The 13,672-nt window shown below is 49.7% G+C and carries 12 protein-coding genes and 1 tRNA gene; 5 read left to right on the top strand and 8 right to left on the bottom strand.

Annotation, left to right across the window (positions count from 1 at the left end; translation table 11 throughout):
- Positions 1–65: 65 nt before the first annotated feature.
- The gene (locus BUB59_RS11045; RefSeq protein WP_159433364.1) at positions 66–617 is read right to left on the bottom strand and encodes a 4'-phosphopantetheinyl transferase family protein; all 552 of its coding nucleotides are present in this window, start codon (positions 615–617) and stop codon (positions 66–68) included.
- Positions 618–716: 99 nt separating this feature from the next.
- Here BUB59_RS11045 and BUB59_RS15030 point away from each other — a divergent pair, with 99 nt between their 5' ends.
- Together BUB59_RS15030 and BUB59_RS11035 are read left to right on the top strand one after the other, a co-directional pair.
- Positions 717–1,265, top strand: coding sequence for a hypothetical protein (locus BUB59_RS15030; protein ID WP_073229920.1), 549 nt, complete (start codon positions 717–719; stop codon positions 1,263–1,265).
- A gap of 67 nt (positions 1,266–1,332) precedes the next feature.
- Positions 1,333–1,406 (top strand) — tRNA-Val (locus tag BUB59_RS11035).
- A gap of 173 nt (positions 1,407–1,579) precedes the next feature.
- Here the strand turns inward: BUB59_RS11035 and BUB59_RS11030 are convergent.
- The 4 genes from BUB59_RS11030 to BUB59_RS11015 form a co-directional block, all read right to left on the bottom strand.
- On the bottom strand, positions 1,580–2,749 hold the full coding sequence (locus tag BUB59_RS11030; protein WP_073229918.1) for a hypothetical protein: 1,170 nt from the start codon (positions 2,747–2,749) through the stop codon (positions 1,580–1,582).
- The gene (locus BUB59_RS11025; RefSeq protein WP_143160355.1) at positions 2,713–3,174 is read right to left on the bottom strand and encodes a hypothetical protein; all 462 of its coding nucleotides are present in this window, start codon (positions 3,172–3,174) and stop codon (positions 2,713–2,715) included. The genes BUB59_RS11030 and BUB59_RS11025 overlap by 37 nt, the downstream gene beginning before the upstream one ends.
- A gap of 145 nt (positions 3,175–3,319) precedes the next feature.
- A complete protein-coding gene (locus BUB59_RS11020) occupies positions 3,320–4,987 on the bottom strand; it encodes a putative transporter (RefSeq protein WP_073229915.1) in 1,668 nt (555 codons plus the stop codon).
- A gap of 56 nt (positions 4,988–5,043) precedes the next feature.
- Positions 5,044–5,574 (bottom strand): FISUMP domain-containing protein, encoded by a 531-nt coding sequence (locus BUB59_RS11015; protein ID WP_073229912.1) that lies wholly within the window; start codon positions 5,572–5,574, stop codon positions 5,044–5,046.
- A 232-nt stretch (positions 5,575–5,806) separates the two neighbouring features.
- On the opposite strand from BUB59_RS11015, the gene BUB59_RS11010 reads away from it, so the two are divergent.
- Positions 5,807–6,694, top strand: coding sequence for a LysR family transcriptional regulator (locus BUB59_RS11010; protein ID WP_073229896.1), 888 nt, complete (start codon positions 5,807–5,809; stop codon positions 6,692–6,694).
- A 6-nt stretch (positions 6,695–6,700) separates the two neighbouring features.
- Here the strand turns inward: BUB59_RS11010 and BUB59_RS11005 are convergent, their stop codons facing one another.
- Entirely contained in the window at positions 6,701–7,528 is an 828-nt protein-coding gene (locus BUB59_RS11005; RefSeq protein WP_073229894.1) for a hypothetical protein, read from the bottom strand.
- Between the two features lie 63 nt (positions 7,529–7,591).
- On the opposite strand from BUB59_RS11005, the gene BUB59_RS11000 reads away from it, so the two are divergent.
- Positions 7,592–8,893, top strand: a complete 1,302-nt coding sequence (locus BUB59_RS11000) for a CotH kinase family protein (RefSeq protein ID WP_083540295.1) — start codon at positions 7,592–7,594, stop codon at positions 8,891–8,893.
- 24 nt (positions 8,894–8,917) lie between these two features.
- Here BUB59_RS11000 and BUB59_RS10995 read toward each other — a convergent pair whose 3' ends face one another.
- A complete protein-coding gene (locus tag BUB59_RS10995) occupies positions 8,918–9,673 on the bottom strand; it encodes a phosphoglycerol geranylgeranyltransferase (protein ID WP_073229890.1) in 756 nt (251 codons plus the stop codon).
- Positions 9,674–9,751: 78 nt separating this feature from the next.
- Between BUB59_RS10995 and BUB59_RS10990 the strand changes: the two genes are divergently transcribed.
- Positions 9,752–10,738: a GSCFA domain-containing protein gene (locus tag BUB59_RS10990; protein ID WP_073229887.1), complete on the top strand. Its 987-nt coding sequence runs from the start codon at positions 9,752–9,754 to the stop codon at positions 10,736–10,738.
- Between the two features lie 98 nt (positions 10,739–10,836).
- Here the strand turns inward: BUB59_RS10990 and alaS are convergent, their stop codons facing one another.
- Positions 10,837–13,479 (bottom strand): alanine--tRNA ligase, encoded by a 2,643-nt coding sequence (gene alaS / locus BUB59_RS10985; protein WP_083540294.1) that lies wholly within the window; start codon positions 13,477–13,479, stop codon positions 10,837–10,839.
- Positions 13,480–13,672: the final 193 nt, after the last annotated feature.

Here is a 13,672-nt window from a genome sequence, read left to right as displayed (position 1 = left end):
GCTCACTCTCGCAAAAGGTCCTCGTTGATACGAGGGCCTTTTTTGCTGACATCTCTCAAGCAAAATTAGTCCGTCGTGACGGCGATGCAGAGGCTGGCGGGTCCGTCCCAGGGGAGGTCGACGAAATGGACTAGACAGGAACGGTCAGGTTGTGGATTGTCCAGGACATCACGACTGACGGAACCTTCAAAGAAGGAGCCACCGACACACTTGAAAAGAGCTTCCTTACGACACCACAGGCGGTAGAATTCCTGCTGGCGGAGGTTCTCGTCCAAGGATTCCAGATAGGTGTTTTCCCGAGGGCTGTAGAAGCGCTTGGCTACCCGCAGGTGCTTGGGAGAATGGACTTCCATGTCCACACCCAGATGGAGCCCCACGTTGTTTTTTAGCGAGTGGCGGGGACCATAAGCCACCACACATTCACGTCCGGAGTGAGTCCAGTTGACGTCAAAGTCCAGCTTGGGGAACGTTGGCCTCGGGGTGCCACTAGCGGATTCACTCTCCACCAGGATAAGATCGCCGGCGGTTACGGGAGTGCCAATATAGTCGGACAAAATCTTGAAGATGACTTCCCGATGGGGAGGAACGCCTTCCCCACCTTTGGGAAACGCAGCCACATGAACCCCCCCGCAGGGCGTGTCCACATCCATCCGTCTTATGTTGAAATCGTCTACCATAAGGATATCCAACCCAAAGATAATTTCTAGTTTAGGGCTATGAACTTCAAGACCGTCAAAACCACTCTCGCATTGGCTACCGGAGGGCTCCTCCTTTCGTGCGCAGAAATAAACAGCAGTTGGGAAGTAGACGGTGGCGGCTACATCAAATATAAGGTGAACGGCGAAGGCCCCTTCACCATCGAGCTGTCCGAAGACGACGTGGAAGTTCCCGATGCGTACCGCCATTACCTCTACCTCAAGACAAGGAAAGAAGAAAGTAAGCGAGGCGATCAGATTTCCTTAATGGTAAGCGCCCCCAAGACCGCAAGCAAGCTGGATCCAGTAAGCAAGGCCAACGTCAACGGACATATCCAGGACATTACCTGGATGGAATTGCAAAATTCAGAGGGTCAAGGTCCTCTGGTAGACGATAGTAGCCACAACAGCTACATCAAATTTGACGAAATCATCAAGGATTCTCTGTATACGGCAGATTTGAACCTGTATTTCCAGGACTGCCGTAGGGGGGCCTGCGACGAAAATCTGCCCCCCATCCATGTTACAGGCCGCCTAAGATACTGGATCCCCATGGACGAACGGGACTGAACCAACAAAAAACTTCAAAAACCCTTGACAAAGCCCCACAACATTTCTATCATTGGGCTACCTTAATGGTCGATTAGCTCAGTTGGTTAGAGCGCTACCTTGACATGGTAGAGGTCACAGATTCGAGTTCTGTATCGACCACTGAAAAAGAACCTGTTGCTTTTGCAACGGGTTCTTTTTTTATGCAGGGGGCTCCGCGCCCCATGGACCCCTAAGAAAAAAGGATTCGGCGTAAAACCGAATCCTTTTTCACTTTTAAAGAGAAGCGAAGCTTTCTCCTCAAATACGTCTCCGATAGATACTTCGTTCAGCGTCTAGAAAGACTTCACGTTTACGAACGCGCTTTCAGTCAAGCGGCCGTTCACTTGCAGGGTCACGATGTAACGGCCCTTGGCCAAGGACGCAAGATCCAGGGTCTTGTTATAAACACCTGCTGCAAGTTCCCCAAGGGTCTGTGAATAGACGGAACGTCCACGGACGTCCATGAGGCGGATTACCACCTCACCTTCCTGAGCTGTACGGAACTGAACGTTGGCGACGCCACCTGCAGTAGAAACCTTCAGACCGGACTTTCCAGAAACCACGGTAGAGGCAACGAACAGCGGGCCTTCGCCAGGAATTTCATATTCCGTATTCATCGGCTTAGCCTTCTTGAAGTAAGGATAGGACATGCCTTCGTCGATAGTCCACACGTTTTCAAAGTCCCAGCCCACATAGTTTGCTTTCGTCACCATCTGGACCGTAGTGCGGGCGGAATCACCGGTAACCTCACCGGACTTTTCAACATCGTAGTAGTTATTCTGCCTCGTTCCTGATCCATAGGCAATGCCACCTACATTTTTCACGCCCTTCAGCTCGTTGGCGGAATAAGACCTTTTGATGGTTCCACCGTCTATACCGCCCGCAATGCCGGAAACATAGCTATCACCTTCAACTTTACCAACGGAATAAGCGTTGGTCAACGAGGTTTCCAGAAGGCCAACAACACCGCCCACATAGTCATCCCCAGAAACATTACCTGTGCTGGCGAGCTTGTTGTACAGGCTTTCACCAGTAGTTCCCTGTACACGACCTATAAGTCCGCCCACACGATCCTCCCCAACAACAGTACCATTATAGGAAATCACATCTTCAACATTTGCCCAAGAAGCGCGCCCCGCAAGCACACCGACATCATTACCACCCTTTACGGTTGCGTTTTCAAAAACAAGATTTTTCACGGAACAAACACCAAGTCCAGCAAACAGGCCTACACCGTTGGCTTCCGGCTGGTTAATGGTCAAGTTCTTGATCGTATGCCCCTGGCCATCCAGTTCCCCAGCAAAGAAAGCCCCATCAGATCTTTTAATAGGCTTAAAGTCAACGCCCTCAAAGTCAAGATCCGCAGTCAAGAAATAGAGGCCTCCATTGGGATGATACATATCCTGACCAATCTTCTGAAGTTCTTCTACAGAGGAAACTTCAAATATGTTGGATGCCGCCATATGGCTAAATCCACCCCAGAGGGTATATCCTGGTCGCCTGCAAGAACAGTCAGTTTGTCGAAATTGACATTAACCAACTTCGCGTAATCCAAGGACTTGATAAAACCGACGCCGTTCTGCCCTTGGGTCTGGATCTTCAGATTTTTAATAGTATGGTTTCTGCCATCAAAGGAGCCACTGAAATTCGTTTTTTCCGCAGCATCCTCCAAAGTACCGATGGGCGTAAACAGAGATGCAGAAGCATCGATGTCTGCCACCAGTACATAATGATTACTATAAAGATAAGATCCCGAGCCAATGGCCTTCAGGTCATCGTAATCTTCAATCTGCCAGGGATTCGATTCCGTACCCGCGCCCTTCAAGGTTCCGTTTGCGGCAAATGCAACCATGGGCAACAGAGACAATACGCTTAAAAGCTTCCTCACATAAACCTCCTTTATACCCCGCAAATATAACAAACACGCATTTTTTTTGAAATAACCCATTTTGATTATGCCTTATCCAACATATAAAAAGTCCCGGTTCCAAAGAACCGGGACTTCACTCATTTGATTGGAAATTCAGGAGGGTTTATGCCACGCTGTACAGAATAATCGCTAGCACCTGGCCACTGAGGATTCGGAGTAGCATGGTCAAGGGATAGACGGATGCGTAGCCCACGTTCACAGCTTCGCTGTTGGAAAGGCCGTTAGCAAATGCCAGGGCGGGAGGGTCCGTCATGGAACCGGCGATAGCACCGCAGAGGCTCAGGTAGTTGACCTTGAAGACCAGCTTACCGACGATACCAGCAATCATCAGCGGGATGAAGGTAATCATGGCGGCGAGGCCCATGTAGTAGAATCCGTCACCGTTCAGAAGAACATCGAAGAACTTGATGCCAGCATTAAGACCCACGCAAGTGAGGAACAGGGTGATACCCAATTCACGAAGCATTAGGTTTGCACTTGCAGCCATGAAGAAGTTCAACGGGCCGATCTTACGAGCGCGGGACAAGACGATGGCAATAACCAGAGGGCCACCAGCAAGACCCAGCTTCAGCGGGGTGGGCATGCCAGGAATTGCGATAGGGATAGAACCGACGATGATCCCCAGGAAGATGCCTACGAATGCAGGAATGATTTCCGGATGTTCCAGCGCCTTCAGGGAGTCGCCCAAGTACTTGCCGGCAGCGTCGATGCTTTCCTTCGTTCCCACCACCAGGATCTTGTCTGCAAATTTCAGACGGAGGTCCAGGCTACCCGTGAATTTAAATTCGCCACGAACCACACGGCTGGCGGTTACACCAAAGCGTTCCAGGGCAAGTTCGCCCAAGGTCTTTCCCAGCACTTTCTTGTTGGTCACCAGGATACTGCGGGTTTCAAGTTTGGAGTCCGTTTCCGTAATGGGTTTCGCCAGACGGCTACCAATGATTTTTTCCATCTGGGCAACAGCTTCCGGGAAGCCCACAATATGGAGGCAATCCCCTTCCTGCAGCACCACCTTGCCGTCAGGCATGGAAACGTTACCGTCACGAAGGAGGCGGGTAATGACCACACCGCTGGAGCGGATGTCCGGAATTTCCTTGATCATGCAGCCAAACAGGTTCTTGTTATCCAGAGAGAGACTGCAGGAAACAATGTCCTTGCGGGTAGCTGCAATTTCGGCAGCGTAATCGTCGGCAGACTTCTGAGGATTCTGTCTGAAGAAAACTCGTATGAGGATCATCACCAGAATGATGCCGATGACGCCAAACGGATATGCAACAGCGTACCCGATACCCGTGAGGGATGTGTCTGCTCCGGCCGCGACAAAGGCTGAATTTGCGGCACCAAGAGAAGGCGTATTTGTGACAGCGCCACAAAGCATCCCTATAAGCACGGGTACGTTGTTATGCATATCCGTAAAGAAGTAAAGACAGAGAGTAACAATCACACCCATAAGCACAATACTTACAGCAAGAATGTTCAACACCAGGCCGTGACGGCGAATGGAGTCGATGAAGCCCGGGCCCACCTGCATACCGATGGTATACACAAAGAGGATCAGGCCAAATTCCTGCATGAAGTGCAGAACGTTGGGTTCTATGCGAAGGCCCAGATGGCCCATCAAAATACCTACAAAGAGAGCACCTGCTCCCCCAAGGCTAATACCTTTGACCTTGATTTTACCCACCATAAGGCCAAGGGCTGCGGTGAAGGAAAGCACAACAACTTGCTGAGCGACTGATGTTCCGGTAAAGAGATTAACGAGCCAATCCATATTGCAAATTATGAGTTATGAGTGATGAGTTACGAATTATAATTCATAATTTATAATTATTTCTTGATGCAGCGTACAGAGTAGGCAATGCTCTTGCTGAAGTTATCGTAAGCAACGCCATCGTCAGTCACGCGGACAATAGTAGCGCGGGCATCATCATAGGAATCTGCAGTCCAGAAGCTTGCGCTTACGCCTTCATCAGCGAACTTACCGTTACTTGCATAGCGGTAGCCTGCCTTCAGCACATTGAGAGCCTTCATGTCGACAGCTTCAAAATCAGCCTTGGAAGGAAGAGCCCAGCCATCGGGGCAGATGGTGTTTGCAGATTCATAAGGATAGAGACGGCCATACTTTTCGCAGTTGTCGTGATTGCTTGCATAGCAGAAGCTGGAGTCAGAATCGAAGCGGGCCAAGTTTTCAGCCATCCAAACCTTGCCACCGGTCTTTACAGTCTTATAAGTCTTTTCCTGGCAAGAGAGGGTATTTGCAGTTTCGTCATAAGAACAGGAATTAGCCTTATCGCATGCAGTGAAAGTAAGAGTTGCAAAAGCAACGAGGGCCATGGTAGCAATGAACTTGAGCTTCATAATTCAATCTCCTTAAAGTGGGATTTTTTGTTTTAAAATTTTAAGAGCTCTTTTTACGCAGCCAAATGTAGATGGATTCATCACTTTTGACTAATATTTTTTCAGTATTGAATTCATAATCACAAGTGATTAGTACAAAAAACTTTCATCACGTCAAATTATCATGTCATAATCAAATATTATGAATCAGAAGTCTAGAAACCTAGACTGGATTTGCTTATATTTACAGGCAATGGAACTGACTCAGCTTAAATACTTTCTGGAAGTGGCGCGTACAGAGCATGTAACTCAGAGCGCCAAGAATCTCTGTATCGTGCAGCCCGCCCTCACCCAGGCAATCCACAAGCTGGAAGACGAACTGGGCGTAGCCCTATTCAAGACCGCCGGCCGCAACATCAAGCTTACTGAAAGCGGAAAGTTTTTCTACGATAAGCTGCAACCTCTTTACGAAAGTATGATGGCCCTGCCCGATCAGTTGCGAGCCACTGCCGACCAGCAGAACAACAATGTGAAGCTGAACGTTCTGGCAGCCTCCACCCTCATTACCCATGCGGTTATTGAATACAAGCAGGACAATTCCGAAATGAACGTGGACTTGGTCCAGAACGAAGAGACCAACGTCTTTGACATTTGCGTAAGAACCTATTCCACCTATAGGCCGGAACTGGACAACACCAACAGCGACGAAACGTTCATCTATAGCGAAAAGATTTATCTGGCAGTTCCCAACACTGCCCAGTACAAGAAGACGGAATCCATCTCCCTCTTCGACCTGAAGGACGAAAAATTCATCAAGCTTTACGGTTCCAAGCAGTATCGCAAGATCTGTAACGAATTGTGCAACCGCATCGGTTTCCATCCCAACGTCACTTTTGAAAGCGATAACGCAGCCGCCATCAAAGAAGCCGTTGCCGCAGGCATCGGCGTCAGCTTCTGGCCGGAACTTTCCTGGGGTAAGATGGACCACAAGAAGATTAAACTTCTTGAAATCACCAACACGGAATTCAAACGCGATCTGGTGATTTCCTTACGTCGCAACAAGCAGGACAATTCCAAGACGGAACAGTTCTACAACTTCCTGACCAAGTACATTCACCAGAAGTCCAGAAAGCACGGCTAACACTCCTTAATTGAAGGAGATATGGGCACCAATCCGGTGGCCCGTCTCAAAGCCAAAGAGGGTTCCCGTGTGGATTTCATAATCCATACCCACCCCAAAGGGAACCTTCATAAAATCAAAATACCGCCTGACGGACAATTTCATCTTAAAGCCTTGATAGATGTCATCCATCTTCTGATAGGCTTTTTTCATATTGAGGTTTTTCGATTCCTCAATACGTGCCTGGAAAAGCGCCACGCCCGAGAAAGCCCAAAGGGGTGATTCACCCGGTTCGTCAAAGGGACGCCAAGCTACACTTGCTTTCAGCCCCAGTTCGTCACCAGGCTTGTAGTTCTTATCTTCTAGGAAGGTGTTATAGCGGAACGAGGCGCCCAGTTCCAGATTCTTTGCCAACCGCAACACGCCATAGGGCTCCACATTCAACCGATGGAAACGATTCTTTCGAGAGCCATCCCTCGGAGGAAAACGCCAGTTCACATCCACACCGAAATTGCGGTAAACCGTCGTCTCGAAACCTAGATAAGTCTCGTTAAGCCCGCTTACATGAAGATTGGCATAATTATGGATATAGCCCTCGGTGGAATACTCGTAGCTGTAGCTGAGCATGCGGTAGGCACCATCCAGATAAATCCCGAAACAATCACAAGGGGCGTATTCCGCAGAAAGAGACAAATCCCCGCTATACACGTCCTCATCCAGCTCCGCCTCGAAGGCGTATTCCACAAAGGTGCGGGGAGCGGCAACGGGACGCAAGGATTCCACAGCCCCTCCACTGCCCAGCCCTAAAAAGCAGGCGCAAAGCAAAACCAAAATGTTGCGGAAGGATTTATTCATGATGCGTTAAATATAGTTAGCGGCCGGACCAATGCGTATAAATTATTTATTTTAGAGAGGGTTATGAGGTTTCCATTGGACATTCTAAAAAATACAGGCAAGGAGATCCTGCGGCATATAAGTACCGCAGGTCTTGGGCTGCTTGCAGCCGCTTTCCTGTCAGGATGTTTCTGGGACGAAACTGATCCCGTCCTGTTGGACGCTAACGGCAAGGAATACCTTCCCCTAGACGATTCGGAATACCCATACGCAGGCCTCCCCCGCGTCGTTATTGAAACCAAGGACTACGCCCAGATTCGAGATGTCACTACGGAACACAAGGCCAAGCTGCAAATTTATGGAGCCGATGGTCCCCAGGATTCAGTATTGGAATTAACAGTTCGCGGCCGCGGAAACTCCAGCGCCAAAATGCCTAAATACGGATTGAAGTTGGAATTCAATGAAAAGCAATCCATGTTCGGAATGCCCCAAAATCGAGATTGGGCGCTGATCGCCAACTACGGTGACAAGACATACATTCGCAACCACATGATCTTTAGGCTTTCGGAATGGCTAGAAGCCAGCTACACCCCTAGGGATCAATTCGTGGAACTCTTCCTCAACCGCAAATACATGGGGCTCTATCAATTCACGGAAACCGTGAAGGTGGCCAAAAATCGCGTAAACATTCCCAAGAACGAATATTCCTTCCTATTCGAAAAGGAAGACTCAAAAAAATTGGATACTCCTTACGTCTCCACCAAGCAGGATCGAAGTTTCCACATCAAAAGTCCAAAGAATCTTACGAAAGAATCCGCCGAACTTCTTAGAGAAAAACTGATTTATTTCGAGTATTATTTATCTCAAATCACCTACAACGCCCAAAACCAAATGGACGATTGGATCGACCTGGAATCTTACGTTCTGCAATATTGGCTGCAGGAATATTCTAAAAACGAAGATGGCAATTTTTCCCGAAGCATTTTCATGACCTGGGAAAAGGATCAGCCCATTCATTTCGGTCCTATCTGGGACCTGGATCTCGGCTTCGGAAATCAGTCCTATCCCAAAAATCGCGGTGCCGATGGATGGTACATCCGCAATGGACACTGGCATCGAGACATCTTCAAGGATCGTGACGTCAGAAATAAGGCCGCCAGTTTTTGGGCGGAACACCGAGAGCAGTTCCGCGCCCTCATCGACAGCATTCCTCTATACGTAAGCGAGATCCGAGACGCTATCGACAACGAATACAAGCGCTGGCCCATTATCACGAATACGGAGAACTGGGCATTAAAAAAGCCCTACGACTCTTATGAGGAAGCCGTAGAGAACTTAAAGGACTGGACCTTAAAGCGATTCCAGTGGATCGAGGACAATCTTTAAATTCGCTGAGTTGCTCCGAAGCGTCTATCCCTTGGTATGGATAGCGGCGGCGAATTCAGACAGAAGCTTCGGGTCCTGAACCTTTTCCCACAGGGTGCCGGTCACAATGATATTTGCGCCAGCAGCTACACGAACCGCAGCAGTCTGAGGGTCCTTAATGCCACCACCGGTAATGATGGTCATTTCGGTAGCCTTACGAGTATAGGCAATGTGTTCCACAGGAACCGGTTCTTCGGCACCACTGCCCGCTTCCAAATACACATAGCGCATACCCATCAACTCTGCAGCGATAGAGTTCACCATGCTGAGCTTGGGCTTGTTGGCAGGAACCGGCATGGTGTTGCTAATGTATTCCACCGTAGTACGTTTACCGCTGTTAATCAGCTGGTAAGCCGTAGGAATAGCTTCCATGTTCAAGGCACGGACCAGGGCGCCACCGCGAACCTGTTCGTCGATCAGGTAGTTGGGATTGCGACCGCTGACCAAAGTCATGAACAGCATGGCATCAAAGCCCGGCACCACCTGAGAGGCGCCACCAGGGAACAGAACAACGGGAAGATCCACGTTTGCCTTAAGAGCGGCAACAGCCTTGGGCAGAGTAAAGTTACCCAGATAGGAACCGCCCACCAGGAGCAAGTCCGCGCCGTTTTCGGCAGCCATGGCACCAGCCTTCACGAAGGCGGCTTCATCAGAAGTGTCCGGATCCAAGAGCACTGCGAACAGGGCGCCGCGCTTTTCGATTTCTGCATTCAGACGAGCTTCAGTCTTTCCGATTTTCATAATATGCCTTAAAAGCTAAAATTATGGGTTCAATATAGCACTTTTCGTTCAAGATTCTATTATGTTTGTCTTTGAATTATGGAACTTTTCACGAAAATAGACATTCCCCAGGCCGATTTCAGAATCGACTACAAGTCCAACCTGGTATTCATCGGTTCCTGCTTTGCAGAAAACATCTCCAGGCGTTTCGCGGACAGAAAGTTTCATGTCCTGGCAAATCCCCTAGGCGTCGTCTACAACCCACTTTCCATTGAAAACCAGATTGCAAAAATCGTAGGTTCCCCGGAGTTTGGAGATGGTTGCGCCGATAATTGGAGTCGTTGGGATTACCAGGGATCCTATCCCAGCGAGGAGCTCCGTCAGGTAATAAAAAACACTCGTGACAGTTTAGCCAAGGCCGACGTGGTGTTCATTACTTTAGGCACCGCATTCGTGTACTTCTTGAAGGAAACGGGTAAAGCCGTGGCCAACTGCCATAAGGAACCCGCTAATTTATTCGAAAGAAGACTGATTGCAGTTGAGGAAGCTGCAGAAGCGATAAGGAACATTTGCCACTGGATTCTTCGCTCCGCTCAGAATGACGAAAGAGTGGCTCAGAATGACAACGGGACGACTCCGAAGGATGTCAAAATTGTCTTCACAGTTTCACCGTTACGTCATTTGAACGATGGCGCCCACGGGAACAATCTTTCCAAAGCAACGCTGCACTTGGCCATCGAAAAGGTTTTGCAGGAGTTCGCCGATACCGCTGGAGCAAATAGTTCCGCAGTGTCCTACTTCCCTAGCTACGAAATCGTCATGGACGAGCTGCGGGATTACCGTTTCTACGCAGAAGATATGAGTCACTTAACTGCCACCGCCGAGGAATACATCTTCGAACGCATGCGCGATACCTATTGCAATGAAAAGACTATCGCCGACATGAAGCAGGTGGAAAAATTCATGAAGACAGTGAACCACAGAATCGTGGACACATCTTCACCCAAGGCTGCAGAATTGACACAACTGATTGCAGAAAAAGCAGAGCAATTAGAAAAGCAAATTCTCGGATTAATACTTCGCTAAAAAACACAAAAAGACTCCGTTCTTCACGGAGTCTTTTCGCTAGACCCTTCGACTACGCTCAGGGTGACATTTGGGAGAGGCGCGCGGCCTCCTCCTGATTAGCCCAACTTAGCTCTAATCCAGTTGTTGGCATCCTTGATAGCTGCGGAAATCTTTTCAGGTTCGCGGGTACCAGCCTGAGCGCGGTCCGGACGGCCACCGCCCTTACCGTTACATGCTGCAGCAAGGTCACGAACCATGTCGCCAGCCTTGATGCCCTTAGCCTGAACGTCCTTGCCCACGATCACAGCGATGGAGCCAGCGCCGTTAACCTTGTTAGCAATGACAGCCACAGCGCCCTTGTCCAGCTTGTTCTGGATACCGTCCAAGAGTTCCTTGTACTTGTCTTCCGGCATGTCGAATTCGCGAACGTAGAGCATCACGCCCATCACGTCCAGAGCGCCGTTCAGAACATCGCCAGCGATCATGGTTGCCAGTTCCAGCTTCACGGACTGCAGAGTCTTTTCCAGAGACTGAGTCTTTTCGAAAGCCTGCTGGATACGTTCCAGAACTTCGGCATCCTTACAACGGAGGCGATCGCGGAGAGCGTTCACAATCTGAGCGCCAGCGCGGAGCATGGTCATGGCACCGCGGCCAGAAACAGCTTCGATACGGCGAACACCAGCAGAAACGCTGGATTCAGAAATAATCTTCACCATGCCGATGTTACCGGAGTTCACCACATGCAAGCCACCGCAAAGTTCCTTGGAGAATTCTTCGCCGTTTGCACCCATCTTCACGACGCGTACGGTATCGCCGTACTTTTCGCCGAAGAGAGCCATAGCACCAGAAGCCTTAGCTTCGTCCACGCCCATGACGTCGGTGTGAACCGGCAGACATTCCATGATCTTTGCGTTCACGATGTCTTCGACCTTCTGAATTTCTTCGGCAGTCATACCGTTGAAGTGAGTGAAGTCAAAGCGGAGAACTTCCGGAGAAACGTAGCTACCCTGCTGCTGAACGTGAGTGCCAAGTACTTCGCGGAGAGCGGCCTGGAGCAAGTGAGTTGCGGAGTGGTTGCGACGGATGTCAGAACGGCGTTCGTCATCAACGGTTGCCATGAAGACGCCGCCCATGGTTTCTTCGTTAGCTTCGCCCTTCACCACCTTGGCGCGACAGAGAGCGGTGTCGTTCACCTTGACGGTGTCGAACACAGCAAGTTCAAGATCCTTGGAAACAAGAGTACCCTTATCGCCAACCTGGCCGCCCATTTCTGCATAGAACGGAGAGGTTTCCAGAGCGATGGAGAGAACGCCCTTGTCTTCGCGATAGCGAACAACCTTAGTTTCGCAAGCGGACAGTTCGTAACCCACGAAGTTGGTGGAAGCTTCAGAGTACTGGGTCCAGCCTTCGGTACCCATGGTGTTGATGCCCTGCTTCATATTGGCGCGAGCACGTTCCTTCTGTTCTTCCATGCACTTTTCAAAGCCAGCTTCATCGATGGTGAGGCCCTTTTCTTCGGCCAGGATGCCAGTGAGGTCCGGCGGGAAGCCATAGGTATCGTACAGCACAAAGACCTTGTCACCGGGAACGACCTTAGCAGAACCCATTTCAGCAACGATGTTTTCAAAACGTTCGAGACCTGCATCCAAAGTCTTGATAAAGCGATCTTCTTCGCTCTTGATCACTTCGGTAACGAAAGCCTGACGCTGACGGATTTCGGGGAATGCATCACCCATGGTGTCAGCAAGAACCTGAACCAGCTTGTAAATGAAAGCGTCCTTCTGGCCAAGCAGGCGAGCAAAGCGGCTTGCACGGCGAAGGATACGACGGAGCACGTAACCGCGGCCTTCGTTAGAGGGCAGAGCGCCATCGGCAATAGCGAAGGACACTGCACGGATGTGGTCGGCAATCACGCGGTGGGGGGTGCCGTTCACGTCGTCGGTGTAAGGTACGCCGGAGAGTTCGGCAACCTTGGAGATAATCGGGGTGAACACGTCGGTATCGTAGTTGCTCTTCTTGCCCTGAAGAATAGCGCAGATACGTTCAAAGCCCATGCCGGTATCAACGTTCTTGGCCTTCAGCGGAATGAGAGAGCCATCGCTGATACGTTCGTACTGCATGAACACATTGTTCCAGATTTCGATGTAACGGTCGTTTTCACCGTTCACGCCCAGGATCGGGTCCTTGAAGGTTTCCATCTGGGTAGCAAGGTCACCACGGTCGTAGTGGATTTCGGAGCAGGGGCCGCAAGGACCGGTGTCGCCCATTTCCCAGAAGTTGGAGTGAGCGTCGAAACGCATGATGCGGTCATCGGGGAGACCGGAAACGTCCTTCCAGATCTGCCATGCTTCGTCATCATCTTCGTAAACGGTTGCAAAGAGACGTTCCTTGGGGAGCTTCCAAACTTCAGTCAGGAGTTCCCATGCCCAGCTAATTGCTTCTTTCTTGTAGTAGTCACCGAAAGACCAGTTACCCAGCATTTCGAAGAAAGTGTGGTGGTAGTTGTCGCGACCCACAACGTCAAGGTCGTTATGCTTACCAGAAACACGGAGGCACTTCTGGCTATTGCAAGCACGCTTCCAACCCTTGGGATTGTCACCCAGGAAGATGGCCTTGAACTGGTTCATACCAGCGTTAGTGAACATCAAAGTCGGGTCATCGTGGGGAACCACGGGAGAACTGCGGACGAACAAGTGTTCCTTGCTCTCGAAGAACTTGATGAAGGATTCGCGCACCTGCGCAGAAGTCATAGTAGGCATAATGTGTCCCTTTATAATTATACAGGCGCAAATTTAGAAAAATCAGGAGTTTTTTCTACCAAACCGTCTTTGGAATACTAGCGTACACAGGCCTAACGAGTCTTTTTCCACTTTACGCACTATTTTATTATAATAACCTTACATATTTTTCTATTTTGTTCCTTTGTATGGAAGAGCAAAAAGAGTATAAAAC

Origin of the sequence: Fibrobacter sp. UWEL, from assembly GCF_900142535.1 — a bacterium.
Taxonomy (GTDB): domain Bacteria; phylum Fibrobacterota; class Fibrobacteria; order Fibrobacterales; family Fibrobacteraceae; genus Fibrobacter.
The sequence above is the reverse complement of the archived record's forward strand: the minus strand, read 5'-3'. Positions and strand labels throughout refer to the sequence as shown.

Excerpts from the sequence above, each read along its gene's own strand:
- BUB59_RS15030 (WP_073229920.1), top strand. The coding sequence starts at position 717 with ATGAACTTCAAGACCGTCAAAACCACTCTCGCATTGGCTACCGGAGGG.
- BUB59_RS11030 (WP_073229918.1), bottom strand. The coding sequence starts at position 2,749 with ATGGCGGCATCCAACATATTTGAAGTTTCCTCTGTAGAAGAACTTCAG.
- BUB59_RS11020 (WP_073229915.1), bottom strand. The coding sequence starts at position 4,987 with ATGGATTGGCTCGTTAATCTCTTTACCGGAACATCAGTCGCTCAGCAA.
- BUB59_RS11015 (WP_073229912.1), bottom strand. The coding sequence starts at position 5,574 with ATGAAGCTCAAGTTCATTGCTACCATGGCCCTCGTTGCTTTTGCAACT.
- BUB59_RS11010 (WP_073229896.1), top strand. The coding sequence starts at position 5,807 with ATGGAACTGACTCAGCTTAAATACTTTCTGGAAGTGGCGCGTACAGAG.
- BUB59_RS11005 (WP_073229894.1), bottom strand. The coding sequence starts at position 7,528 with ATGAATAAATCCTTCCGCAACATTTTGGTTTTGCTTTGCGCCTGCTTT.
- BUB59_RS11000 (WP_083540295.1), top strand. The coding sequence starts at position 7,592 with ATGAGGTTTCCATTGGACATTCTAAAAAATACAGGCAAGGAGATCCTG.
- BUB59_RS10995 (WP_073229890.1), bottom strand. The coding sequence starts at position 9,673 with ATGAAAATCGGAAAGACTGAAGCTCGTCTGAATGCAGAAATCGAAAAG.
- BUB59_RS10990 (WP_073229887.1), top strand. The coding sequence starts at position 9,752 with ATGGAACTTTTCACGAAAATAGACATTCCCCAGGCCGATTTCAGAATC.
- alaS (WP_083540294.1), bottom strand. The coding sequence starts at position 13,479 with ATGCCTACTATGACTTCTGCGCAGGTGCGCGAATCCTTCATCAAGTTC.